This is a genomic window from Streptomyces sp. DF42, assembly GCF_058267695.1.
In genome coordinates, this window is the sequence record NZ_CM177859.1 from 6,816,342 (window position 1) to 6,839,338 (window position 22,997).

Consider the following 22,997-nt stretch of genomic DNA (forward strand, 5'->3'; position numbering starts at 1 on the left):
GTGCGACCCCTACAAGCCGGACGCCCCCTGAGCAGTCGGAACGCCTGCATGCCGTCGAGGTTCTGTTCAGGGGCACCAGGAAAACGGGCCGGAGACTGTACGGAGTCGACGGCTCGCATTCCTTGCTGGGCTTCGTAAGGTCACTACATGACCGTTTTGGATGAGGCGCCGGGTGAGTCGACTGAGCCGACGGACGCGCGCGGCCGGGTGGCCGAGCTGCACGAGATCCGTGCGCAGGCGCTGGCCGGGCCGAGCGAGAAGGCGACCGAGGCGCAGCACGCCAAGGGCAAGCTGACCGGCCGGGAGCGCATCGAGCTGCTCCTGGACGCGGGTTCCTTCCAGGAGGTCGAGCAGCTGCGCCGGCACCGGGCGGTCGGGTTCGGCCTGGAGTCCAAGAAGCCGTACACGGACGGTGTGATCACCGGCTGGGGCACGGTGGAGGGCCGTACGGTCTTCGTCTACGCCCATGACTTCCGCATCTTCGGCGGCGCGCTGGGCGAGGCCCACGCCACGAAGATCCACAAGATCATGGACATGGCCATCGCGGCCGGTGCGCCTCTGGTCTCGCTGAACGACGGCGCCGGCGCCCGCATCCAGGAGGGCGTGTCCGCGCTCGCCGGCTACGGCGGCATCTTCCAGCGCAACACCAAGGCCTCCGGGGTCATCCCGCAGATCAGCGTGATGCTCGGCCCGTGCGCCGGCGGCGCGGCCTACAGCCCCGCGCTGACGGACTTCGTCTTCATGGTCCGCGAGACCTCGCAGATGTTCATCACCGGGCCGGACGTGGTGAAGGCGGTCACCGGCGAGGAGATCACGCAGAACGGCCTCGGCGGCGCCGACGTCCACGCGGAGACCTCCGGCGTCTGCCACTTCGCCTACGACGACGAAGAGACCTGCATCGCCGAGGTCCGCTACCTGCTCTCGCTGCTGCCGCAGAACAACCGTGAGAACCCGCCGCGGGTGGAGTCCACGGACGCGGCGGACCGCCGCAGCGAGGTGCTCCTGGACCTGGTCCCGGCGGACGGCAACCGGCCGTACGACATGACGAAGGTGATCGAGGAGATCGTCGACGACGGCGAGTACCTCGAGGTCCACGAGCGCTGGGCCCGCAACATCATCTGCGCGCTGGGCCGCCTGGACGGCCAGGTCGTGGGCATCGTCGCCAACCAGCCGCAGTCGCTCGCGGGTGTCCTGGACATCGAGGCCAGCGAAAAAGCTGCGCGCTTTGTCCAGATGTGTGACGCTTTTAATATCCCGATCGTCACTTTCCTGGATGTCCCAGGCTTCCTCCCCGGGGTCGACCAGGAGCACGGCGGCATCATCCGCCACGGCGCGAAGCTCCTCTACGCCTACTGCAACGCGACCGTGCCGCGGATCTCGCTGATCCTGCGCAAGGCGTACGGAGGTGCGTACATCGTCATGGACAGCCAGTCCATCGGTGCGGACCTGACGTATGCCTGGCCGACGAACGAGATCGCCGTGATGGGCGCCGAAGGTGCCGCCAACGTCATCTTCCGCCGGCAGATCGCCGACGCCGAGGACCCCGAGGCCATGCGGGCCCGCATGGTCAAGGAGTACAAGTCCGAGCTCATGCATCCGTACTACGCGGCCGAGCGCGGCCTGGTCGACGACGTCATCGACCCGACCGAGACCCGCGAGATCCTCATCCGCTCCCTGGCGATGCTGCAGACCAAGCACGCCGACCTGCCGTCGCGCAAGCACGGCAACCCCCCGCAGTAACCCAGCGGACCCTCCGCGACACCCTCGCGGAAACCTCTCTCACGGAGACTGAGACCTATGAGCACCCCTGACATTCGCGTCGAGAAGGGCCACGCCGAGCCCGAGGAAGTCGCCGCCATCACGGCCATCCTCCTGGCTCGCGCCGCGGCCGCCCCGTCGGACGTCCAGACCCACCGAGGCCGCGCAAAAGCCGGCTGGCGCCGCCTGGAGCGCGAGGGCGGCTTCCGCGCCCCGCACAGCTGGCACTGACGCCTGCGCCGCTTGAACGGCCCCGTTCTCCCCCTTGCGGGGAGGGCGGGGCCGTCGTCGTGAGAGCGCCTGCGGGCTCGGCGGGTCCCTGTATCGCGGCGGCTGGCTGCGGGCGAGTGGGAGGCCGACAAGCCACTGGGCTGCCGCAGACGGCGTACAGCCATCCGTGGCAGCCCAGTAGCCGCAAGAAACCACCTGTTACCGAAGGCGGGCCATCAACGCGTGCTCCACGAGAGTGATCAACGCGGACTTGGCGTCGGCACGATGCCGCGCGTCGGTCGTGATGATCGGCGTGTCGGGCCCGATCTGCAGGGCCTCCCGCACCTCGTCCGGGTTGTACGGCTGGCTGCCGTCGAAGCCGTTGAGGGCGATCACGAACGGGAGACCCGAGTTCTCGAAGTAGTCGACCGCGGGGAAGCAGTCCGCGAGACGCCGGGTGTCCACGAGCACGATCGCGCCGATCGCGCCGCGGACCAGGTCGTCCCACATGAACCAGAAGCGGTCCTGGCCGGGCGTACCGAAGAGGTACAGGATCAGGTCCTGGTCCAGGGTGATGCGTCCGAAGTCCATGGCGACCGTGGTGGTCGTCTTGTCTCCGGTGTGCGTGAGGTCGTCGATGCCCGCGCTGGCGGACGTCATGACGGCCTCGGTACGCAGCGGGTTGATCTCCGAGACGGCCCCTACGAACGTGGTCTTGCCCACGCCGAAGCCACCCGCCACCACGATCTTCGCTGAGGTGGTGGAGCGGGAAGGACCGCCGCTAGAGCTTGCGAAGTCCACTGAGCACCCTTTCGAGCAGTGTCACGTCTGGCTGGCCGCCGGCGTTCTCGTCGCCGCCGGGCTGATGGATCGCGACCAGTCCCGCTTCCGCCAAGTCGGCGACGAGGATCCTGGCCACGCCGAGAGGGATCGTCAGGAGTGCCGAGATCTCGGCAACCGACTTGATCTCCCGGCAGAGGTTGCAGATGCGCTGATGCTCGGGCAGCTGGCCCTGCATCTGGTGCGGCTGCGCGGTGGTGTGCACCAGCGCCTCGATGGCGAGCTGGTAGCGGGGCCTGGTGCGGCCGCCCGTCATGGCGTACGGGCGCACCAGGGGGTTGCTCGACGACCCTGCGGGCGCCGGCTCAGGGGCACGTCGATGCGGCTGCACGGGCTGGATGCGCGGCGCCGGCGGCTGGTCGTACGGCGACGGCCCGGGGCCCTGCGGACCCTGGGGCGCGTACGGCTGCTGACGCCGGTGGCTCGGGGTGGAGGGGAAGTTGTAACGGTTCGGGTTCTGGGAACCGTCGCCCTGGCCCTGGGCAGGGCCGTACGACCAGTTGCCCGAGGACGAACCGCCTGGGGGTGTTGCCACTTTCTCCTCCTCCGACCGTGCCGGGGCACCCAATCACTGTGGAGCCGCGTCCCGAAACCTTACGGCCCCGGGACGCCAAAACGCACCGTCTGTCTGTCAGTTGAGCAGGCTGCCCTGGAGCTCCGCACGGAGATCCGGCGTCAGGACCGAACCGGCACGGTCCACCAGAAGAGCCATCTCGTACCCAATGAGGCCGATGTCCGCCTCCGGGTGCGCCAGGACCGCGAGCGAGGAACCGTCGGATACGGACATGATGAAGAGGAATCCCCGCTCCATCTCCACAACCGTCTGGTTCACGCTGCCGCCCTCGAAGATGCGCGAGGCACCGGCGGTCAGTGAGGTCAGACCCGACGCGACGGCCGCCAGCTGGTCGGCGCGGTCGCGCGGGAACCCTTCGGACATCGCCAGAAGGAGTCCGTCGGCGGAGACCACCACGGTGTGGGACACCCCCGGGGTGTTGTCCACGAAGTTGGTGATCAACCAGTTCAGGTTCTGTGCCGCCTGGCTCATCGGGCTCACACTAACGCTCCTGGTTGTAGGTGCTGTCAGGACCACTGTGGTGATTCCTGGTGGCCTGGCCGTTCGTTTCACTGCCTGCGCCGGCGTTGCGTCCGCGCTGGACGCCCCGACGCAGGTTGCTCAGCCTGCCCCGGACGTCCTCCGGGGCGCGGGAGACCTGGGGGCCGCCCTGGGGGGTGGTCTCGGCGGCTCCCTCGACCAGGTTGGCCTTGGGCACCCGCCGCGGCAGGCCGGAGGCGGTGACCCCGCCCGCCTTGGGCTTCCTGAGCTGCGAGGCCTGCTGCCAGCGGTCGTCGTTCGTGGAACGCCAGTCGCCGGTGCCGGTACCAGTGCCGTTGCTCTCCGGTGTGGGGGCCGGCGCTTCCTGGTTCACCTGCCGGGCGCCGTTCGAACCGTTCGCAGCGGCCCCGAAGGCTCCGCGGCGGGGAAGTCCGGCGTCGGTCAGTGAGTGGCCGGCGGAAGGGGCCGGTCCCGGCTGGTCGAAGCCTACGCGGTCGTGCTCACTCACGTCAGCGGCCTGCGCGGATTCCGTTTCCGGAGCGTACTCGGACGAGTATCCGTTCCGGTAGCCGTCCTGCTGCGGCCAGTCGTCCTGGTAGCGCCGCTCCTCGAAGGCCGCGAAGGGCTCCGGGGCGGGGGCGGGGGCGGCGGCGGGCTCCTCGCGGACCGGCTCCGCATACGACGGCTCGGGGTAGCCGCCGTTGGACGAGAACGTGTCGTTCTGCGGCAGGCCGCCGTTCTGCGCGAAGTACGGCTCTTCGTACGACGGGCGGGGAGCCGGCTCGTCATACGCGGGGCGCTGCGGCTCCTCGTACGGAGTCTGCTGCGGCTCCTCGTAGGCGGGGCGCTGGTCGTAGCCGCCCGGCTGCTGCTCCTGGAATCCGGCGGGACCGTTGTCGTAGGACGACTGCCTGCCGTAGGGGTCGGCGTAGGACGACTCGGCGGACTCCTGGCCCGGCTGGTCACCGTGCGACTGGGCCTCCAGGGCCGCGCGGCGCTCCTCGCGCATCAGCGAGCGGCCGACGGGGTCCAGCTCCCGGATGTCGTCCGGGACCTCGGTGTAGCGGCTGTCGTCGAAGCCGAGCTCCGCGGCCGTGCGCATCGGCAGGCCGTTGTTGAAGTCCTCGCCCTGGTAGCCCTGCTCCGGGATGATCTGCGAGACCGTGAACTCGTCGCGCGGCTGCTGCTCGCCGCCGCCACCGCCGTGGGTGATCGCGTCGGGCAGCATGACCAGCGAGGTCGTACCGGCCTGCTCGCCCGAGGGGCGCAGCTGGACGCGGATGCCGTGCCGGTCGGACAGCCGGCCGACCACGAACAGGCCCATGCGCTGGGAGATCGCGGCGTCCACGGTCGGCGGGTTGGCCAGCTTGTGGTTGATGTCCGCGAAGTCCTCGGCGGTGAGGCCGATGCCCTTGTCGTGGATCTCGATCATGATGCGGCCGTCGGGCAGACGGGTCGCGGTGACGCGGACCTTGGTCTGCGGGGAGGAGAACGTCGTCGCGTTCTCCAGGAGCTCGGCGAGCAGGTGCACGAGGTCGGTGACCGCGCGGCCGTGGATCTCGGCCTCCGGGACGCCCGACAGCTCGACGCGCTCGTACTGCTCCACCTCGGAGGAGGCGGCGCGCAGGACGTCGACCAGCGGGACCGGCTGGTCCCAGCGGCGGCCGGGCTCCTCGCCGGCGAGGACCAGGAGGTTCTCGCCGTTGCGGCGCATACGGGTCGCGAGGTGGTCCAGGCGGAAAAGGTTCTCCAGCTGGTCCGGGTCGGCCTCGTTGTTCTCCAGGTCGGTGATCAGGGTCAGCTGGCCCTCGATCAGCGACTGGTTGCGCCGGGACAGGTTGGTGAAGATCGCGTTGATGTTGCCACGGAGCAGGGCCTGCTCGGAGGCGAGTCGTACGGCCTCGCGGTGGACCTGGTCGAAGGCGCGGGCGACCTCGCCGATCTCGTCCTTGGTGTTGATCGGGATCGGGGCGACCCGGGTGTCGACCCGGCCGGGGTCGGTGCGCGAGAGCTGGTCGACCAGCATCGGCAGGCGCTGCTCGGCGATACCGAAGGCGGCGTTGCGCAGCTGGCGCATCGAGCGGGACATCTGGCGGGCGACGGCACCGGCCAGGATGAACGCCAGGAGCAGGGCGACGACGACTGCGGCACCCGTGATCAGGGCGTCGCGCTTGGCGTTGTCGGCGATGTTCGAGGCCTCGTTCACGGCCTTGTCGGCCATGTCCGCCTGGATCTGGCGGTAGACGTCGGCCCGGAGGGTGGTGACCCCCCACCAGTTCTCGGCGGTGGTGCCCTTCTGCGCGAGCAGGGCACGGGCGCTCGGGTCGGTGGTCTGCAGCGCCGAGAGCGCCGTGACCATCTCCGTCGGGTCGGACGGCGGCGGCACGTAGACCTGGTTGGCGGCCGCGGCCTTCGCGGCGGCCTGCTTGGCCTGGGCCGTGCCCTCGGCCTTCGCCTTGGCCTCCAGGTCGACGAGCTTCTTCGCGTCCGCCTCGGTACCGCCGGCCTTGTACTCCTCGATGGCTATGCCCTCGAGGTAGGCGTAGGACGACAGGGCGACGCGCTGCTTGGCGAGGTCGTCCTTCTTGGGGCCGGGGCTGACCAGCACGTGCATGCCGATCGACCGCTCCAGGGACAGAGCGGCCTGGGTCAGCGAGATCGCGTAGACGGTACGGCCGTAGCTGGTGATGTTGCCGGTGCCCAGACCGAGCTCGTTGGCGAACTCCATCAGGGGGTGGGCGACGGCGACGTAGCCCTCTTCGGTCTGCACTCCGGAGACCTTGGAGGAGTAGGCGATGGTACGCAGCGTGGCCAGCTGCGGCTCGGCCTGCCGGAAAAGCTTGAGGCGGCGCAGCAGGCCGGCCTTCTTCGGCATGTTCTGCGCCGCCTCGTCGAAGGCGTCTGCTGCGTCGTCGGTCGCCTTGCGGGCCGCGGCGACCGTCTTCTTGTCCTCGGCGGTCTCGCTCTTGCCCTTGAGCAGCGGTGCGGCGGTGATGTCACGCTCGTTGTTGACCGCGTTGGCGTAGGTCAGGGAGGCCCGCACCAGACGCGCGGTGCTCTCGGCGTCCTGCGCCTCCTGCCAGGTGTCGATCGAGCTCTTCACCTGGAAGCCGCCCATGACCAGGCCGACCGTCACGGGTATGAGCAGGATCGCGTTCAGCCGGGTCGGCACCCGCCAGTTGCGGGGGGAGAATCGGCCGCCGCTCGGAGCGGGGACGGCCGTCGGCTCCGAACCGGGCACAGGGGCGGGCGCCGCACCGCGCGGCGGCGGGGTGAAGTTGCCCCGGGCCGACGGCTCGGGACCGTTCTTGCTTCGCCTCACTCGACCAACAACCTCTCGGCGGCGGGCACCAACGTTGTGCCGCAGTGTCTCAGAGCCCAGTACGCCACTGAGTACGCAGTACTACTGAGTACGTCTTTGACTATTGGGCAGTTCACGCATTCCAGCACGACGGCCTGCGCTCTTCCAAACAGTGGAAAGCGAGGATTCCGTGTGATGTAAGCCCCAGATAAAACGGTCATAAAGAACGAGCCCCGTCAAATGACGGGGCTTTTGTGTGCGCAGCGGCACCGATTGGCAACCACCCGTGGCCGTACCACGCGATTCCACTGTCAAAACGTTATGAACACCGGGGCCGACCGTGTCAAAGGCCACAGCCGACTCCGGTGCTCCTACGACAACTGCCGTACGGCATTGCCGACTTGAAGACGATCTACCGCAGCCGCGCCATGAGAGCGTGTTCGACCAGCGTGATCAGCGCACTCTTGGCATCGGCCCGGTGACGGGCGTCGGTCGTGATGATCGGGGTGTCGGGGCCTATCTGCAGGGCCTCGCGCACCTCCTCGGGAGCGTACGGCTGGTGCCCCTCGAAGCCGTTGAGCGCGACGACGAACGGGAGACCCGAGTTCTCGAAGTAGTCGACCGCGGGGAAGCAGTCGGCCAGGCGCCGGGTGTCCACGAGCACGATCGCGCCGATCGCGCCCCGGACCAGGTCGTCCCACATGAACCAGAAGCGGTCCTGGCCGGGCGTACCGAAGAGGTACAGGATCAGGTCCTGGTCCAGGGTGATGCGTCCGAAGTCCATGGCGACCGTGGTGGTCGTCTTGCCACCGGTGTGCGTGAGGTCGTCGATGCCCGCCGAAGCAGACGTCATGACGGCCTCGGTGCGCAGCGGGTTGATCTCCGAGACGGCGCCGACGAACGTGGTCTTGCCCACGCCGAAGCCACCCGCCACCACGATCTTCGCGGAGGTGGTCGCCCGCCCTCCGTCAGAGCTTGCGAAGTCCACTGAGCACCCTTTCGAGCAGGGTCACGTCCGGCGCACCGGTCGTCTCGTCGCCACCAGGCTGGTGGATGGCGACGAGCCCGGCCTCGGCCAGGTCCGCGACAAGAATCCGGGCTACGCCCAGTGGCATGGCCAGGAGCGCCGACACCTCGGCGACCGACTTCACCTCACGGCACAGGTGGCAGATGCGCTGGTGCTCCGGGAGCAGCCCCATGAGCGCTGCCGGGTCGGCCGTCGTGCTGATCAGCGCCTCGATGGCGAGCTGATAGCGCGGCCGCGTCCGGCCGCCGGTCATCGCGTAAGGACGTACCAGCGGCTGGTCGCCCTCATCCTCGTACGGCTCCGCGTACGGATCATGAGAGGCGGTGGGCGGGGTCATGAATCCTCCGGGCGGGACAGCATGTCGGTCATTCGTGCCGTCAGAAAGGCCGATGGGGGGATTGCGGCGGCCGGACGGTGATGTGGTGAGACGGGTGGTGCTGTAAGAGTCAGTGGAGCAGACTGCCTTGCAGTTCGGCGCGGAGGTCGGGTGTGAGTACCGCGCCCGCCCGGTCGACCAGCAGCGCCATCTCGTAGCCCACCAGGCCGATGTCGCACTCGGGGTGCGCGAGTACGGCGAGGGACGAGCCGTCCGAGACGGACATCAGGAAGAGAAAACCGCGTTCCATCTCGACGACCGTCTGCGCCACGCTGCCCCCCTCGAAGATCCGGGAGGCCCCGGCCGTCAACGAGGTGAGACCGGACGCGACGGCCGCCAGTTGATCGGCACGGTCACGGGGGAAGCCTTCCGACATCGCCAGAAGGAGACCGTCCGCCGACACGACGACGGTGTGGGACACCCCGGGGGTGTTGTCCACGAAGTTGGTGATCAACCAGTTGAGGTTCTGTGCCGCCTGGCTCATCTGGCTCAACTAACGCTCCTGCTGGTGAGTGGGGCTCGGGAAGCTGCCGGTCTGGCCGGTACCGGCCTGGCGACCCTGCGCGATGCCCCGACGAAGATTGGTCAGCCGGCCGCGTACGTCGTCAGGCGAACGCGAGACAGCCGGACCGGATTGGTGCTGTTGCTGCTGAGCCGTGCCCGGGACGAGGTTCGCCCGCGGCACCCGGCGCGGCAGGCCGGAGGTGGTGACGCCGCCCGCCGCCGGCTGCCTGACGCGTTCCGCCTGCCGGACGAGGTCGTCGTTCGGTGAGGCGCGCCAGGAAGAGGTGACGGGACGCTGTGCGGAGGTGGAGTGCTCCGGTGCGGGGGCGGAGGCCGGAGCCGACGGCTGCTGCGCCGCGGAGCCGTTGCCCTGCTGCCCGGAGCCGTCGCTCTGCTCGCTGCCGTGGAACCAGTTGGTCTCCAGCGTGTCGTACAGCGGTGTACGACCGTCGCCCGGGCCGCTCGCCGGAGGCAGCGCCTCGGGCTCCTGGCGGGCGGGCCGCTGCTGCGGACGCGACGGGGCCGGCGGCCGCGGGGCACCGAAGCCGCCCTGGTTGCCGCCTGCCTGCGGCCGCTCGAACTGCCCGGTGCCACCGGGGTTCGCGCGACCCGGCAGCGAGTGCTGGCCGGTGGAGCCGCTGTCGTAGCCCGGCGCGGGGAACTGGCCCGTGGAGCTGCCGTCGTACCCGTATGCCTGGGGGCTCGCGAACTGGCCTGTGTTGGCCGGGTTGCTCGGGTTGTTCTGGCCGTTCGGGCTGCCCTGGCCGTTCTGCCCGTCCGGAGTGCCGAACACGTCCGAGCGGACGAACTGGCCCGTGTTCTGCGAACCGTTCGTGCCCGACTGCGGCGTACCGAAGTCCTGCTGGGCGTACTGGCCGGTGTTCTGCGGCGAGTCCGCGCCGGGACGGCCGTACTGGCCCGTGTGCTGCGGGTTGCCCGGCGCCGGAACACCGAAGTCGGGGCGGGGGAAGTCCGAGGCGGGGCCCTGGGAGAACTCGGTCGGGGAGCCGGGACCCTGACGGCCGTCGGTCCGCGGGATCGCCGGCATCTCCGACGTCGAGCCGGGACCCTGACGGTCGTCGATACGCGGCATCCGGGAGGTCTCGTCGTGACCGCGCGGGGTGTCGAGCGAGGCGCGCGGCACCGGCGGCTGCGCGTTCTCGTCGCTCCAACTCGGCGTACGGGGCTGCGGGTTGCCGCCCGGCAGCTCGGCCCGCGGACCACCGCGGCCCGGCAGCTGCGGCTGACGGCCACGCCGGCCGCCACCACGCCCGCCCTGCTCGTTGCCGGCGTTGCCCGGAGCCGGGGACTGCGGCGGTACGGCGCCACGAGCGCCGCCGAAGCTGTCCTGGCCCGTGCCCGCGGCCTGCAGGCCCTGCGGCGCGCCCGGCGCCTGACCGAAGCCGGCGCCCGCACCCGCGGGAGACGGCCGGCCCTGCTGAGGGGCTGCCGGGGACTGTGGTCCACGCTGCCCGCCCGGCGCTCCCGGACGGCCGCCGCCGTTGCCACCGGCACCCGGCAGCGCGGCACGCGGACCCGGAGCGGCACCCAGCAGACCGCCACCGGAGGGGGCACCGGCACCGAGCGCACCGCCCGGAGCGCCACCGCCCGGCGCACCCGCGCCGAGGGGGCCACCGGGGGCGCCGGCACCGGCCTGGCGTCGTGCCGCGGCCGCACCGGCGGCGGCCTGCGCGGCGGCCGGACCGCCGCTCACTGCGGCGCCCTGACCCGACTTGGGCTGCGGCTTCCTGCCGCCCTGGGCGACATCGACGGGCAGCATGACCAGCGCGGTCGTACCACCGGAGTCGGAGGGGCGCAGCTGGATGCGGATGCCGTGGCGCTGCGACAGACGACCGACCACGAACAGACCCATGCGGCGGGAGACGGAGACGTCCACGGTGGGCGGCGAGGCGAGCCGCTCGTTGATCGCGCCGAGGTCCTCGGGGGAGAGGCCGATGCCGGTGTCGTGGATCTCGATCAGGACGCGGCCGTCGGGCAGCGCGTGACCGGTGACCTTGACCTTGGTCTGCGGCGAGGAGAACGAGGTGGCGTTCTCCAGCAGCTCGGCGAGCAGGTGCACGAGGTCGTTGACGACCCGGCCGGCCACTTCGGTGGTCGGCACGGAGGACAGCTCGATGCGCTCGTACTGCTCCACCTCGGACGCGGCGGCGCGGAGCACGTCGACCAGCGGGACCGGTCGGGTCCAGCGGCGGCCGGGCTCCTCACCCGCGAGGACGAGGAGGTTCTCACCGTTACGGCGCATGCGGGTCGCGAGGTGGTCGAGCTTGAACAGCGAGGACAGCTGGTCCGGGTCGGCCTCGCGGGACTCCAGTTCGGAGATCAGCGACAGCTGGCGCTGGATAAGACCCTGGGAGCGGCGCGAGAGGTTGGTGAACATCGCGTTGACGTTGCCCCGCAGCAGGGCCTGCTCGGCGGCGAGGCGGACCGCCTCGCGGTGCACGTCGTCGAAGGCCGCGGCCACCTGGCCGATCTCGTCCTTGGAGTGCACACCGACCGACTCGACGGAGGTGTCGACGTCCTGCGGGTCCGACTCGGACAGCTGCTTGACCAGCTCGGGCAGCCGGTCCTGGGCGACCTTGGTGGCGGTCTCCTGCAGCCGGCGCAGCGAGCGGATCATGGACCGGGCCACCACGAAGGCGCCGACGAGCGAGACACCGAGGACGAGCAGGATCAGCGCACCGGAGATGATCGCCTCGCGCTCGGAGGCGGAGCGCAGCTCGCGGGCCTTCTGCTCCATGTCCTCGAGCAGCGTGTGCTCGATCTTCTTCATCTGCTCGATCTTGGTCGAGCTGTCGTCCACCCAGTCCTGGTACGACCGCTTCGGCAGGTCGGACAGGCCGTCCGTGGAGGCGAGGGCACGGCCGGCGTACTTGTCGGTGGCCGTGATCGTCGCGTTGTTCTCCTCGATGGGCTTGAGGAGGGCGACCGCCGAGTCCGTGCCGTAGATGCTCTTGAAGGTGCGCAGTTCGGAGCCCTGGCTCTGCAGCGCCGACTCGGCGTACAGCCGGTCGTTCTCCGAGAGCTTGCCGACGTTCGTGTTGTTCGCGGGAAGCGCCGCCGCGAGGACCGCGCGCTGCACGGACGCGTACTCCTTGGCGGAGGAGAACGCGGCCAGCGAACGTGTGCGCTGGATCATCTCGGGGTTGCTGGTGGCCTCGGCCATGTCCTGCGAGAGGTCCAGCAGGTGCGTGATGAGGCGATGGTAGGACTCGACGGTCTGGGACGAGTTGAGCTTGGTCTCGTAGGCCCCGGCCCGGACCTTCTGCAGCGAGCCCAGGTCGCTGACGACGCTGACGAGGCTCTCGCGGACACCCTGGAGGTGGTTGTCCTCGCCGGAGACGTCGATCTGTTCGGCGGCGTCCTTGAAGTTCTGCTCGGCCCGGTCCGTCTTGTCGCGGTAGCCCTTGACCGTGTAGGCGCTGCCGTTCGAGCCGTGCGCCAGCGGGCCGGCGGACTGGTCGCGCTCCTCCTGGAGCGCGGCGGCCAGCTCGGTGGCCTGCTTGGTCATGTCCGTCAGCAGCTTCATGTTGTCGAGCTGCTGGATGTCGTCCATGTTGTCGCTGATGCGCAGGGCGCCCAGCGAGGTCGCCGCCACCACGGGGAGCGCGAGCAGCGACACCAGGCGCGTGGAGATTCGCCAGTTGCGCAGCGCGACGCGCGATCCGGGGCCGCCCGAGCCCTTCGGCGGCTTGACCGGCGGGGGAGTGGTGCCGGAGGACCCGGAAGGTCCGGACGCACCGGGGCGCCCGGAGCGCTCACCGCCGTCGCCGGACGCCAGGCCCTGGTTCTGGGCGTGCTGGGGCGAGGAACTGCCGGCATTGGGGCCAGTCCCGCCGTGCGGCTCCGGCTCCGCCGAAGCACTGCCATCCCTCTTGAAACGTCCCTGCACTAGCGTCGCAACCTCTGGACCAGGCGCCCCTCCGCGTGAACGGAAGGACACGGTGTCGGCGTATTGGAGAGCGCCCTGAACGCGCCCCCCTGTTGGTCGTGAGTGACCGGAGCTGGCTCCCCCTTCTCGCCGTCACGCGGCGCTCGTTGCGCCCCCTGTGCGCCGGCTCGATCCCGCGGCGGTCCGTGGCATTCCAGCACAGAGCAGGATCTCCAACAAGGCTCGCGGGTCATGCCGTGACCTACGTGACAGCACGTGAGTGTCAGGTCACCAGCCGTAGACGGGGATCGCCCGCATAACGGACGTATGCCCGCGAGTTGCACGGGATCGGACGGTGTCCCAGTCGCCATGATCAGGAGCGGAATGATGGGTTCAGGGGGTCAATGTCCGTTTCGTTGGGGCGGGTTGTGGGCCTGAATTGACCGGTTTGCCCGCCACTCCGTGAGCAAACTCACACGCCGATCAAGGGGCCTCCCCGTCTCCGGACGGGAATTGCATGTTTAGTCTGGCGCTTTACAAGACGTAACGTTTTGACAACCGCGCTCGCACAGGAGACCCTTCGGCCTGGCCGGGCGCCCCTAGACGACAAGGTCACGTACAACAGTGAAGACGACGATGATGTTCCGCAACATAGCCAACCCGCGGCGCACGACGCTGGCTCACCTCGAGGACGCCGACGCGCTGCAGGCCCCGCAGCAGCCGGAGCACTCCGTCGACCTCCCGGCCCAGACGGCCAACCCGCGACGCACCATTCTGATGGACGTGCCGGCGGGTATGCCGGTGGCCTCCGCAGCCGAGTAGCGCGGCCGGACGGTCACGCCCCGCCTGTCAACTTCCTGGCCGCGGCCACCTTTTCCCGGTGCAGCTCCTTCAGCCGCTGCAGCACCTTGGTGTTCTTCCGGATCATTCCCTTCTGGATCCGCGTCTCGGTATCCAGCCAGGACTCCAGGAGATTCGTACTCCGCTTGCACGTCACATCGGCAGCCGCCGTCCTCCTCTCCTTCTGAGTCACTTCCCCCTGAGTGAACGCGGGCGTGCGGAAGGGGTCCATCGGAGAGGCGTAGTCGTACCCCTTCTCCTTCATGCAGGCGGACCAGCGGGTGAAGAGGGACTTCATTTCGGGGTCCCGCAGGGAATCCTTGTAGCTGTCGGTGGAGATATTGCTGGCCGCGGTCACTCCCGCCGGGTACGCGTAGGGCTCGGCGAACTTCTTGATGGACGAGCCCAGGCAGCCCGTGTCCGGCACCGCCTTTCCCCGGTGCTCCAAATCGCCGTTCTTCTCTCCTGAGATTCCCTGCTTCGCGATCCGTAGAGGACTTTCTTCTGGTCCGCGGTGAGTTTCGGCTCCGGCTCGGGCGGCTGCGGTGGAAGCCGGTATCCGTAGCGGTTCGCGTCGTCCATGCTCGACAGTCCGTACCGCCGGTCGGAGGTGGCTGCCGGTGCCGGTTTCCCGGGCGGCCGGTAGGGAAGTCCGAAGTTCGTCATGCAGTCCCGCGCCATCACCTGCTGGGCGCTTTCGATGACCTCGTATTCGGCGTCGCTGTAGCTGTACGCCGCGATCGGCAACCGGCAGGTGTAGTCGGCCCTGCCGGGCGTCGTGCCGCCGGTGGACGGCTCCGGTGCCCCGTAGGTGGTGACCGGGCCCCGTCCCGAGGAATCGTGGGAGGCGCAGCCCGTCAGCAGCGCAAGGCAGAGGGGGAGGGCGAGGGACAGGGCGGGGATCGCCGAACGCTTCATGATTCCAAACGCCTCTGGGATACCTCTGAGGGATGGCTCTGGGGGAGCCCCGCGCAGGGCGCGGCGGATTCCATGGCCGAAAGACAGTGGCTTTCCGGCCGGAAAGGCGCTGCGCGGTGCGCCGGGCCAGCCGAACGGCACACGGCCCGACCGGTTAACCTGGGGCGTCAGTACGCCGGTTCTCAGTGAGGGGCGCAGGATCCCGTGCGCATCGCCAGATTCTCCATCGACGGGAACGTCGCCTTCGGCGCGGTCGAGGGCGACAAGCCGGACGAGCTCGTCCTCGACATCATCAAGGGCATCCCGTTCGCGGACTTCGAGCTCTCCGGTACGAAGGTTCCGCTGAGCAAGGTCCGGCTGCTGCCGCCGGTGCTCCCCAACAAGGTCGTGGCCTTCGGCCGCAACTACGCGGAGCACGCGCGCGAGCTGGGCCACGAGGTGCCCGACGCCCCGTTCGCCTTCTTCAAGCCCTCCACCTCGGTGATCGGCCCGGGCGACGAGATCCAGTACCCGTCCTTCACCGAGGACCTGCACCACGAGGCCGAGCTGGCCGTGGTCATCGGCCGTATGTGCCGCGAGGTCCCACGCGAGCGCGTCAAGGACGTCGTCCTCGGCTACACCTGCGCCAACGACATCACCGCTCGCGACGTCCAGAAGCGCGAGAAGCAGTGGGCGCGGGCCAAGGGCTTCGACACCTCCTGCCCGCTGGGCCCGTGGGTGGAGACAGGCCTCGACATCGCTGCCGCGAGCGACCTGACCATCCAGCTCACGGTCAACGGCGAGCAACGCCAGCTCGGCCGCACCAGCGAGATGATCCACTCGATCGAGGATCTGATCGTCAACATCTCCGAGGCCATGACGCTGCTCCCCGGCGACGTGATCCTCACGGGCACCCCGGCAGGCGTCGGACCGCTCACCGTCGGCGACGAGGTCGCCGTCACCATCGAAGGCATCGGCACTCTCACCAACAAGGTTGTCAAGCGTGGCTAGCGCACCCGGCTCCCCAGTTCGCGTCCGTTTCTGTCCGTCGCCCACCGGTAACCCCCATGTGGGCCTGGTGCGCACCGCCCTGTTCAACTGGGCGTTCGCCCGGCACCACCAGGGCACGCTCGTCTTCCGCATCGAGGACACCGACGCGGCCCGCGACTCCGAGGAGTCGTACAACCAACTGCTCGACGCGATGCGCTGGCTGGGCTTCGACTGGGACGAGGGCCCCGAGGTGGGCGGCCCGCACGCGCCGTACCGCCAGTCGCAGCGCATGGATCTGTACAAGGACATCGCGGGCAAGCTCCTGGACGCGGGTCACGCGTACCACTGCTACTGCTCCCAGGAGGAGCTGGACACCCGCCGCGAGGCCGCCCGCGCCGCCGGCAAGCCGTCCGGCTACGACGGCCACTGCCGTGACCTGAGCGCCGGGCAGGTCGAGGAGTACAAGGCCCAGGGCCGTACCCCGATCGTCCGCTTCCGCATGCCCGACGAGACGATCACCTTCACGGACCTGGTCCGCGGCGAGCTGACGTTCACCCCGGAGAACGTGCCGGACTACGGCATCGTCCGCGCGAACGGCGCCCCGCTGTACACCCTCGTCAACCCGGTCGACGACGCACTGATGGAGATCACCCACGTCCTGCGCGGCGAGGACCTGCTCTCCTCCACCCCGCGCCAGATCGCGCTGTACAAGGCGCTGACCGAGCTGGGAATCGCCAAGGGCACCCCTCACTTCGGCCACCTGCCGTACGTGATGGGTGAGGGCAACAAGAAGCTCTCCAAGCGCGACCCGCAGTCGTCGCTGAACCTCTACCGCGAGCGCGGCTTCCTCCCTGAGGGCCTGCTCAACTACCTCTCGCTGCTTGGCTGGTCGCTCTCGGCGGACCAGGACATCTTCGCGATCGACGAGATGGTGGCGGCCTTCGACATCGCGGACGTCAACCCCAACCCGGCCCGCTTCGACCTCAAGAAGTGCGAGGCGATCAACGCCGACCACATCCGTCTGCTGGATGTGAAGGACTTCACCGAGCGCTGCGCACCGTGGCTGCGGGCGCCGTTCGCCCCGTGGGCGCCGCAGGACTTCGACGAGGCCAAGTGGCAGGCGGTCGCCCCGCACGCCCAGACCCGTCTGAAGGTCCTGTCGGAGATCACGGACAACGTCGACTTCCTGTTCCTGCCGGAGCCGGTCGAGGACGAGGCGAGCTGGCAGAAGGCGATGAAGGAGGGCTCGGACGCCCTGCTCCGTACGGCCCGCGAGAAGCTCGAGTCGGCCGACTGGACCTCCGCCGAGTCGCTGAAGGAGGCCGTCCTGGCCGCCGGCGAGGCCCACGGCCTCAAGCTCGGCAAGGCCCAGGCCCCGGTCCGTGTCGCCGTCACCGGCCGCACGGTCGGCCTGCCCCTCTTCGAGTCCCTGGAGATCCTGGGCAGGGAGAAGACCCTGTCCCGCATCGACGGGGCACTGGCGAAGCTCACGGCCTGACACCTACGGTCGGATCATGAGCACTCGCGCCGTGGTCTGGGACGTCGACGACACCCTGTTCGACGCTGCGTTCATCGGGGGATGACCCCCGAACCCCCAGCCGGTCCGGGGGTACTGTCGGTGTCATGGCGATCGCAGCTGTCGTTTGGGACGTCGACGACACCCTGTTCGACTACACGACCGCGGACCGCGTGGGCATGCGGGGCCATCTCGCCGCCGAGGGCCTGCTCGACGGTTACGACACCGTCGAGCAGGCCCTCGCGCGGTGGCGGGCGATCACCGACCGGCAGTGGGCACGGTTCTCGGCGGGCGAGGTGACCTTCGACGGCCAGCGCCGCGACCGTGTACGGGTGTTCCTCGGCGAGCAGCTGGGCGACGACGAGGCCGACGCGTGGTTCGCGCGCTACCGGACGCACTACGAGTCCGCCTGGGCCCTCTTCCCGGACGTCCTGCCCGCTCTGGACGCCCTCGCGGTCAGCCACCGCCACGCCGTCCTGTCCAACTCCAGCATCCACGTCCAGGACCACAAGCTGCGCTCGCTCGGCGTGCACCACCGCTTCGAGGTCGTCCTGTGCGCCGCCGAACTCGGCGTCTCCAAGCCCGAGGCCGGCGCCTTCCTGGCCGTCTGCGAGGCCCTGGAACTCGCCCCGCACCATGTGGCGTACGTCGGCGACCACCCGGAGATCGACGGGCGCGGTGCCGCCGACGCCGGGCTGCTGTCGGTCTGGATCGACCGCGACGGCGCGCACACCGGCGGGGGCAGGCATACCGCCGGTGGCGCCCGCACGGGCCCGCACCGGATCGCCTCCCTCGCCGAACTCCCCGCGATCCTCGGCGCCGATACCCGTTTTGGAGCCCCGTCCACCTTCAGGTAATGTTCTTCCTGCGCCGCCGGAGAGCGGGCCGAAAGGCCGGAGACCGGAGGAGCAAACTAGAACAAGATCCCCACAGGGGCTTGCGTTCCAGTGGCCTATGGTGTAATTGGCAGCACGACTGATTCTGGTTCAGTTAGTCTTGGTTCGAGTCCAGGTAGGCCAGCTCGCAGAGCTCATCTGCAAAGGCGGAGATCAACTCCGCGAAGCCCCCGTTGTGTAGCGGCCTAGCACGCTGCCCTCTCAAGGCAGTAGCGCCGGTTCGAATCCGGTCGGGGGTACTGATCTCGATCAACTCGGGATCGCTAGGGCCCCCGTTGTGTAGCGGCCTAGCACGCCGCCCTCTCAAGGCGGTAGCGCCGGTTCGAATCCGGTCGGGGGTACGCAAAGCTCAAAACCATATTGGTCTATGGTGTAATTGGCAACACTACGGTTTCTGGTACCGTCATTCTTGGTTCGAGTCCAGGTAGACCAGCTCGGATCTGCGGAAACGTTAGATCCTCGCCCCCGTTGTGTAGCGGCCTAGCACGCCGCCCTCTCAAGGCGGTAGCGCCGGTTCGAATCCGGTCGGGGGTACAACAGGAAGGCCCTTCGCTTCGGCGGGGGGCCTTCTTCGTGTCCGGCGGCGGCTACCCGAAGCCGTACCGCCGCGTCGTCTCCTCCTCCTGGGCCAGCCGCCGCAGTGCCTGCAGCATCGGCTCCGTCAGCACGGCACCGAGTACGGCCGTCTCCACCTTCTCCGCCTCGGACGGATGTGTCTCCACGAAGTCCAGGTCGAGTTTCGCGGTCTCGTGCATCAACGTCCCGTACGACATGAGGAGTTCGGCGCCCCATTCGTAGCCGAGTCTGCGGAAGGCGGCCACCGCCACCACCAGTGAGCGGTATGCGGGGGAGATGGTCGTGAGCCGCTTGGCGTTCACCCAGCCGAGCCGGTCCAGGAGGGTGCTGACCTCCTCGTGTGCGGACCGGACGTACTCGTCGTCCTCGTCCGGCTCCGGCACCTGCGGCAGGGCCCACAGGGCCGCGCCGAGGCGGATCGCCCGGCCCAGGGAGTCGTCGTCCACGTGCCCGAGCACCTCGCGCACCTTCGCCACCGGTACCCCGCCCACCTGGATCATCGCCCGCACCAGTCGAAGCCGGCGCAGGTGCTCCCCGTCGTACTCGGCGGTCCTCGCGTTGATCTGCCGGCCGGGCGCCAACAGCCCTTCACGCAGGTAGTACTTGATCGTCGCGGTGGACACCCCACTGCGCTCGCTGAGCTCGGCCAGCCGCATCTCTTGCGCCTCTCCTTGGGAAGTGCCACTATCCAAGCACCGCAGGAGGATAGTGCCGCTATCCCATACGGGGGAGGGGTCGCCATGTTCGCGAAACCGGTGCCTGGCCGTACGACCGCGGATGCCGAAGGCGATGTGGTGGTCCTGCTCATCGGGATGCGGGTCAACCACTTCTGGGCGGTGCACCAGTGGCTGCCGGTCATGCTGTCGATGTTCCGCATGCTTGGGGAGCTTGCGCGGGACGCTGACCGGGGGCTGCTGGGGCGCGTCGTGCTGACGGCCTCGCCGCGGACGTACTACGTCGTCCAGTACTGGGAGAGCAAGGAGAAGCTCTACGCGTACGCCGCCTCACCGGACATGTTCCACCACCGCGCGTGGGGAATCGTCAACCGCAAGGAGCGGGCGGGGAAGGTGCGCGGGCACGTGGGGCTGTGGCACGAGGCGTACGTGGTGCCCGAGGGGTCGTACGAGTCGATCTACTTCGACATGCCGGCCGTCGGTCTCGCGGGCGCGCACGGGCAGGTGCCGGTGGAGAAGCGCGGGCGGTATGCCCGGGACCGGTTCGCGCACCGGTCGGCGGGGGCGGGCCGGAAGGCTGGCTGACCAGGGGGGATCGGGGGATCGGGGAGGGTCTGCCGCGGCGTTGGGGCGGGCCCTCCTCGGATGTGCCCGAAGGGTTTTGGCGCCGGTCAGCCGGTGCGGCGCAGGGCCTCGGAGAGGCGCGCGGCGGCGTCGATGACAGCCTGGGCGTGCATGCGGCCCGGGTGGCGCGTCAGGCGCTCGATGGGGCCGGAGACCGAGACGGCGGCCACCACGCGGTTGGAGGGGCCCCGGACGGGCGCGGAGACGGAGGCGACACCCGGCTCCCGCTCGCCGATGGACTGGGCCCAGCCGCGGCGTCGTACGCCCGAGAGTGCGGTGGCGGTGAAGCGGGCGCCCTGCAGGCCCCGGTGCAGGCGCTCCGGCTCTTCCCAGGCCATCAGGATCTGCGCCGAGGAACCGGCCTTCATCGTGAGCGTCGAACCGACCGGGACGGTGTCCCGAAGGCCGGACAGGCGCTCCGCCGCGGCGACGCAGATGCGCATGTCGCCCTGGCGGCGGTAGAGCTGCGCGCTCTCGCCCGTGATGTCCCGGAGGTGGGTCAGCACCGGGCCCGCGGTCGCGAGGAGGCGGTCCTCGCCCGCCGCCGCGGCCAGCTCCGCCAGCCGGGGGCCGAGGATGAAACGGCCCTGCATGTCACGTGCCACCATACGGTGGTGCTCCAGGGCCACGGCCAGTCTGTGGGCCGTGGGTCGTGCCAGTCCGGTGGCCGCCACCAGTCCCGCGAGGGTGGCCGGCCCGGACTCCAGGGCGCTGAGGACAAGGGCTGCCTTGTCCAGAACGCCCACGCCGCTGCTGTTGTCCATGAAACGATACTCACGTCTCACTCTGTGAAACGCAAGTTCCTTTTTCCGTGAGACGCGCAACCCTTGTATGCACGGCGGCCCGCAGACCGAACGGGCCGGATGACGGATGCCCGTGAACAGGGGCCGGGTGCCGTCTCCTCAAGATCTCTAGTTGGGCCGGTGGACGTTTGCCGGCCGGAGGGAAAGCGATGGGTAGGACACTCGCGGAGAAGGTCTGGGACGACCACGTCGTCCGGCGCGCCGAGGGCGAGCCCGACCTCCTCTTCATCGATCTGCACCTCCTGCACGAGGTGACCAGCCCGCAGGCCTTCGACGGTCTGCGCAAGAGCGGTCGCCCGGTGCGCCGTCTCGACCTCACCATCGCGACCGAGGACCACAACACCCCGACCCTCGACATCGACAAGCCGATCGCGGACCCGGTCTCCCGGGTCCAGCTGGAGACGCTGCGCAAGAACGCCGCCGAGTTCGGTGTGCGCCTGCACTCGCTCGGCGATGTCGAGCAGGGCGTCGTGCACGTCGTGGGCCCGCAGCTGGGTCTGACCCAGCCCGGTACGACGGTCGTGTGCGGTGACTCCCACACCTCCACGCACGGCGCCTTCGGCGCGCTGGCGTTCGGCATCGGCACCTCGCAGGTCGAGCACGTGCTGGCCACCCAGACGCTGCCGCTGGCCCGCCCCAAGACCATGGCGATCACGGTCGACGGCGAGCTGCCCGAGGGCGTCACGGCCAAGGACCTGATCCTGGCGATCATCGCCAAGATCGGTACGGGCGGCGGCCAGGGCTACATCCTGGAATACCGCGGCTCCGCCATCGAGAAGCTCTCGATGGAGGCCCGGATGACCATCTGCAACATGTCGATCGAGGCCGGCGCCCGCGCGGGCATGATCGCCCCCGACGAGACGACCTTCGCGTACATCAAGGGCCGTGCCCACGCCCCTGAGGGCGAGGACTGGGACGCCGCGGTCGAGTACTGGAAGACGCTGAGGACGGACGAGGGCGCCGAGTTCGACGCCGAGGTCGTCATCGACGCCGCGTCGCTCTCGCCTTTCGTCACCTGGGGCACCAACCCCGGTCAGGGCGCGCCGCTTTCGGCGGACGTCCCCGACCCTGCTTCGTACGAAGACGCTTCGGAGCGCCACGCCGCCGAAAAGGCCCTGGAATACATGGGGTTGGAGGCCGGACAGGCGCTGCGCTCCATCAAGGTGGACACCGTCTTCGTAGGTTCGTGCACCAACGGCCGTATCGAGGACCTGCGCGCCGCCGCCGAGCTCGTGAAGGGCCGCAAAGTCGCCGACGGCGTACGGATGCTGGTCGTCCCCGGCTCCGCGCGGGTGGGTCTGCAGGCCGTCTCCGAGGGCCTGGACGTCGTCTTCAAGGAGGCCGGCGCCGAATGGCGGCACGCGGGCTGCTCGATGTGCCTGGGCATGAACCCGGACCAGCTGGCCCCCGGTGAGCGCTCCGCGTCCACCTCCAACCGCAACTTCGAGGGCAGGCAGGGCAAGGGCGGCCGTACGCACCTGGTCTCGCCGCAGGTCGCCGCCGCGACGGCGGTCCTGGGCCACCTGGCCTCCCCGGCCGACCTGTCCGACGCCGAGACCCGTACGCCCGCTGGAGTCTGAGAGACATGGAAGCATTCACCACGCACACCGGCCGGGCCGTCCCGCTGCGCCGCTCCAACGTCGACACCGACCAGATCATCCCTGCTCACTGGCTCAAGAAGGTCACGCGGGACGGGTTCGAGGACGGTCTGTTCGAGGCCTGGCGCAAGGACGAGAACTTCATCCTCAACCGCCCCGAGCGGCAGGGCGCCACGGTTTTGGTGGCCGGCCCCGACTTCGGCACCGGCTCCTCCCGTGAGCACGCCGTCTGGGCGCTGCAGAACTACGGCTTCAAGACCGTGATCTCCTCCCGCTTCGCCGACATCTTCCGCGGCAACTCGCTGAAGAACGGCCTGCTCACGGTGGTCCTGGACCAGAAGATCGTGGACGCGCTGCAGGAGATCACCGAGAAGGACCCGCAGGCCGAGATCACCGTCGACCTCGAGGCCCGCGAGGTGCGCGCCGAGGGCATCACCGCCTCCTTCGAGCTGGACGAGAACTCCCGCTGGCGGCTGCTGAACGGGCTGGACGACATCTCCATCACCCTCCAGAACGAGGCGGACATCGCGACGTACGAGGCCAAGCGGCCCTCGTACAAGCCGCGGACGCTGAAGGTCTGACCCGGACCGGACCAGGAGAGCCGGAACGCGACGGGTTTCGGCC

20 protein-coding genes and 5 tRNA genes are annotated in these 22,997 nt (G+C 69.4%); 14 read left to right on the top strand and 11 right to left on the bottom strand.

Going from position 1 to position 22,997, the window contains the following annotated elements; genetic code table 11:
* Positions 1–147 precede the first annotated feature (147 nt).
* A complete protein-coding gene (locus ACYUED_RS31370; RefSeq protein ID WP_491287509.1) occupies positions 148–1,740 on the top strand; it encodes an acyl-CoA carboxylase subunit beta in 1,593 nt (530 codons plus the stop codon).
* Positions 1,741–1,797: 57 nt separating this feature from the next.
* Entirely contained in the window at positions 1,798–1,989 is a 192-nt protein-coding gene (locus ACYUED_RS31375) for an acyl-CoA carboxylase subunit epsilon (protein ID WP_491287511.1), read from the top strand.
* A 198-nt stretch (positions 1,990–2,187) separates the two neighbouring features.
* Here ACYUED_RS31375 and ACYUED_RS31380 read toward each other — a convergent pair whose 3' ends face one another.
* The 8 genes from ACYUED_RS31380 to ACYUED_RS31415 form a co-directional block, all read right to left on the bottom strand.
* Positions 2,188–2,769 (bottom strand): GTP-binding protein, encoded by a 582-nt coding sequence (locus tag ACYUED_RS31380; RefSeq protein ID WP_006375305.1) that lies wholly within the window; start codon positions 2,767–2,769, stop codon positions 2,188–2,190.
* Positions 2,750–3,343, bottom strand: coding sequence for a DUF742 domain-containing protein (locus tag ACYUED_RS31385; RefSeq protein ID WP_491287515.1), 594 nt, complete (start codon positions 3,341–3,343; stop codon positions 2,750–2,752). The genes ACYUED_RS31380 and ACYUED_RS31385 overlap by 20 nt, the downstream gene beginning before the upstream one ends.
* Positions 3,344–3,439: 96 nt before the next feature.
* On the bottom strand, positions 3,440–3,853 hold the full coding sequence (locus ACYUED_RS31390; RefSeq protein ID WP_037781109.1) for a roadblock/LC7 domain-containing protein: 414 nt from the start codon (positions 3,851–3,853) through the stop codon (positions 3,440–3,442).
* A gap of 10 nt (positions 3,854–3,863) precedes the next feature.
* Complete coding sequence (locus ACYUED_RS31395; protein WP_491287518.1) at positions 3,864–7,184, bottom strand: sensor histidine kinase; 3,321 nt, start codon at positions 7,182–7,184, stop codon at positions 3,864–3,866.
* Between the two features lie 391 nt (positions 7,185–7,575).
* Positions 7,576–8,151, bottom strand: coding sequence for a GTP-binding protein (locus ACYUED_RS31400; protein WP_266522034.1), 576 nt, complete (start codon positions 8,149–8,151; stop codon positions 7,576–7,578).
* Positions 8,132–8,527 (bottom strand): DUF742 domain-containing protein, encoded by a 396-nt coding sequence (locus ACYUED_RS31405; protein ID WP_016432454.1) that lies wholly within the window; start codon positions 8,525–8,527, stop codon positions 8,132–8,134. The genes ACYUED_RS31400 and ACYUED_RS31405 overlap by 20 nt, the downstream gene beginning before the upstream one ends.
* Positions 8,528–8,636: 109 nt before the next feature.
* Complete coding sequence (locus tag ACYUED_RS31410; protein ID WP_003993189.1) at positions 8,637–9,050, bottom strand: roadblock/LC7 domain-containing protein; 414 nt, start codon at positions 9,048–9,050, stop codon at positions 8,637–8,639.
* 9 nt (positions 9,051–9,059) lie between these two features.
* Positions 9,060–12,980: a sensor histidine kinase gene (locus ACYUED_RS31415; RefSeq protein ID WP_491287522.1), complete on the bottom strand. Its 3,921-nt coding sequence runs from the start codon at positions 12,978–12,980 to the stop codon at positions 9,060–9,062.
* A gap of 603 nt (positions 12,981–13,583) precedes the next feature.
* On the opposite strand from ACYUED_RS31415, the gene ACYUED_RS31420 reads away from it, so the two are divergent.
* Positions 13,584–13,781, top strand: a complete 198-nt coding sequence (locus ACYUED_RS31420; protein WP_491287524.1) for a hypothetical protein — start codon at positions 13,584–13,586, stop codon at positions 13,779–13,781.
* A 13-nt stretch (positions 13,782–13,794) separates the two neighbouring features.
* On the opposite strand, the gene ACYUED_RS31425 is transcribed toward ACYUED_RS31420, so the two are convergent.
* Positions 13,795–14,226 (bottom strand): hypothetical protein, encoded by a 432-nt coding sequence (locus ACYUED_RS31425; protein WP_491287526.1) that lies wholly within the window; start codon positions 14,224–14,226, stop codon positions 13,795–13,797.
* Positions 14,227–14,921: 695 nt separating this feature from the next.
* Here ACYUED_RS31425 and ACYUED_RS31430 point away from each other — a divergent pair.
* The 8 genes from ACYUED_RS31430 to ACYUED_RS31465 all read left to right on the top strand — a co-directional run bounded on the left by ACYUED_RS31430 (position 14,922) and on the right by ACYUED_RS31465 (position 18,632).
* Positions 14,922–15,707, top strand: a complete 786-nt coding sequence (locus ACYUED_RS31430; protein WP_266590206.1) for a fumarylacetoacetate hydrolase family protein — start codon at positions 14,922–14,924, stop codon at positions 15,705–15,707.
* Positions 15,700–17,184, top strand: coding sequence for a glutamate--tRNA ligase (gene gltX, locus ACYUED_RS31435; RefSeq protein WP_491287530.1), 1,485 nt, complete (start codon positions 15,700–15,702; stop codon positions 17,182–17,184). Before ACYUED_RS31430 ends, gltX begins: the two co-directional genes overlap by 8 nt.
* 125 nt (positions 17,185–17,309) lie before the next feature.
* Positions 17,310–18,059, top strand: coding sequence for an HAD family hydrolase (locus ACYUED_RS31440; RefSeq protein WP_491287532.1), 750 nt, complete (start codon positions 17,310–17,312; stop codon positions 18,057–18,059).
* A gap of 91 nt (positions 18,060–18,150) precedes the next feature.
* Positions 18,151–18,222, top strand: a tRNA-Gln gene (locus ACYUED_RS31445).
* 42 nt (positions 18,223–18,264) lie between these two features.
* Positions 18,265–18,337 (top strand) — tRNA-Glu (locus ACYUED_RS31450).
* A 29-nt stretch (positions 18,338–18,366) separates the two neighbouring features.
* Positions 18,367–18,439, top strand: a tRNA-Glu gene (locus ACYUED_RS31455).
* 20 nt (positions 18,440–18,459) lie between these two features.
* Positions 18,460–18,531 (top strand) — tRNA-Gln (locus ACYUED_RS31460).
* 28 nt (positions 18,532–18,559) lie between these two features.
* A tRNA-Glu gene (locus tag ACYUED_RS31465) sits at positions 18,560–18,632 on the top strand.
* A gap of 53 nt (positions 18,633–18,685) precedes the next feature.
* Here the strand turns inward: ACYUED_RS31465 and ACYUED_RS31470 are convergent.
* Positions 18,686–19,330, bottom strand: coding sequence for a MerR family transcriptional regulator (locus tag ACYUED_RS31470; RefSeq protein WP_491287534.1), 645 nt, complete (start codon positions 19,328–19,330; stop codon positions 18,686–18,688).
* Positions 19,331–19,414: 84 nt separating this feature from the next.
* Between ACYUED_RS31470 and ACYUED_RS31475 the strand changes: the two genes are divergently transcribed.
* Positions 19,415–19,933 carry a DUF4188 domain-containing protein gene (locus ACYUED_RS31475; protein WP_491287536.1) on the top strand — a complete coding sequence of 173 codons (519 nt, stop codon included), beginning with the start codon at positions 19,415–19,417 and terminating at the stop codon, positions 19,931–19,933.
* Between the two features lie 86 nt (positions 19,934–20,019).
* Here the strand turns inward: ACYUED_RS31475 and ndgR are convergent, their stop codons facing one another.
* On the bottom strand, positions 20,020–20,736 hold the full coding sequence (gene ndgR / locus ACYUED_RS31480; RefSeq protein WP_007384919.1) for an IclR family transcriptional regulator NdgR: 717 nt from the start codon (positions 20,734–20,736) through the stop codon (positions 20,020–20,022).
* 188 nt (positions 20,737–20,924) lie between these two features.
* On the opposite strand from ndgR, the gene leuC reads away from it, so the two are divergent.
* Together leuC and leuD are read left to right on the top strand one after the other, a co-directional pair.
* Positions 20,925–22,355 (top strand): 3-isopropylmalate dehydratase large subunit, encoded by a 1,431-nt coding sequence (gene leuC, locus ACYUED_RS31485; RefSeq protein ID WP_491287543.1) that lies wholly within the window; start codon positions 20,925–20,927, stop codon positions 22,353–22,355.
* A gap of 5 nt (positions 22,356–22,360) precedes the next feature.
* Positions 22,361–22,954 carry a 3-isopropylmalate dehydratase small subunit gene (leuD, locus tag ACYUED_RS31490; protein ID WP_491287545.1) on the top strand — a complete coding sequence of 198 codons (594 nt, stop codon included), beginning with the start codon at positions 22,361–22,363 and terminating at the stop codon, positions 22,952–22,954.
* The last annotated feature ends 43 nt before the right edge of the window (positions 22,955–22,997 follow it).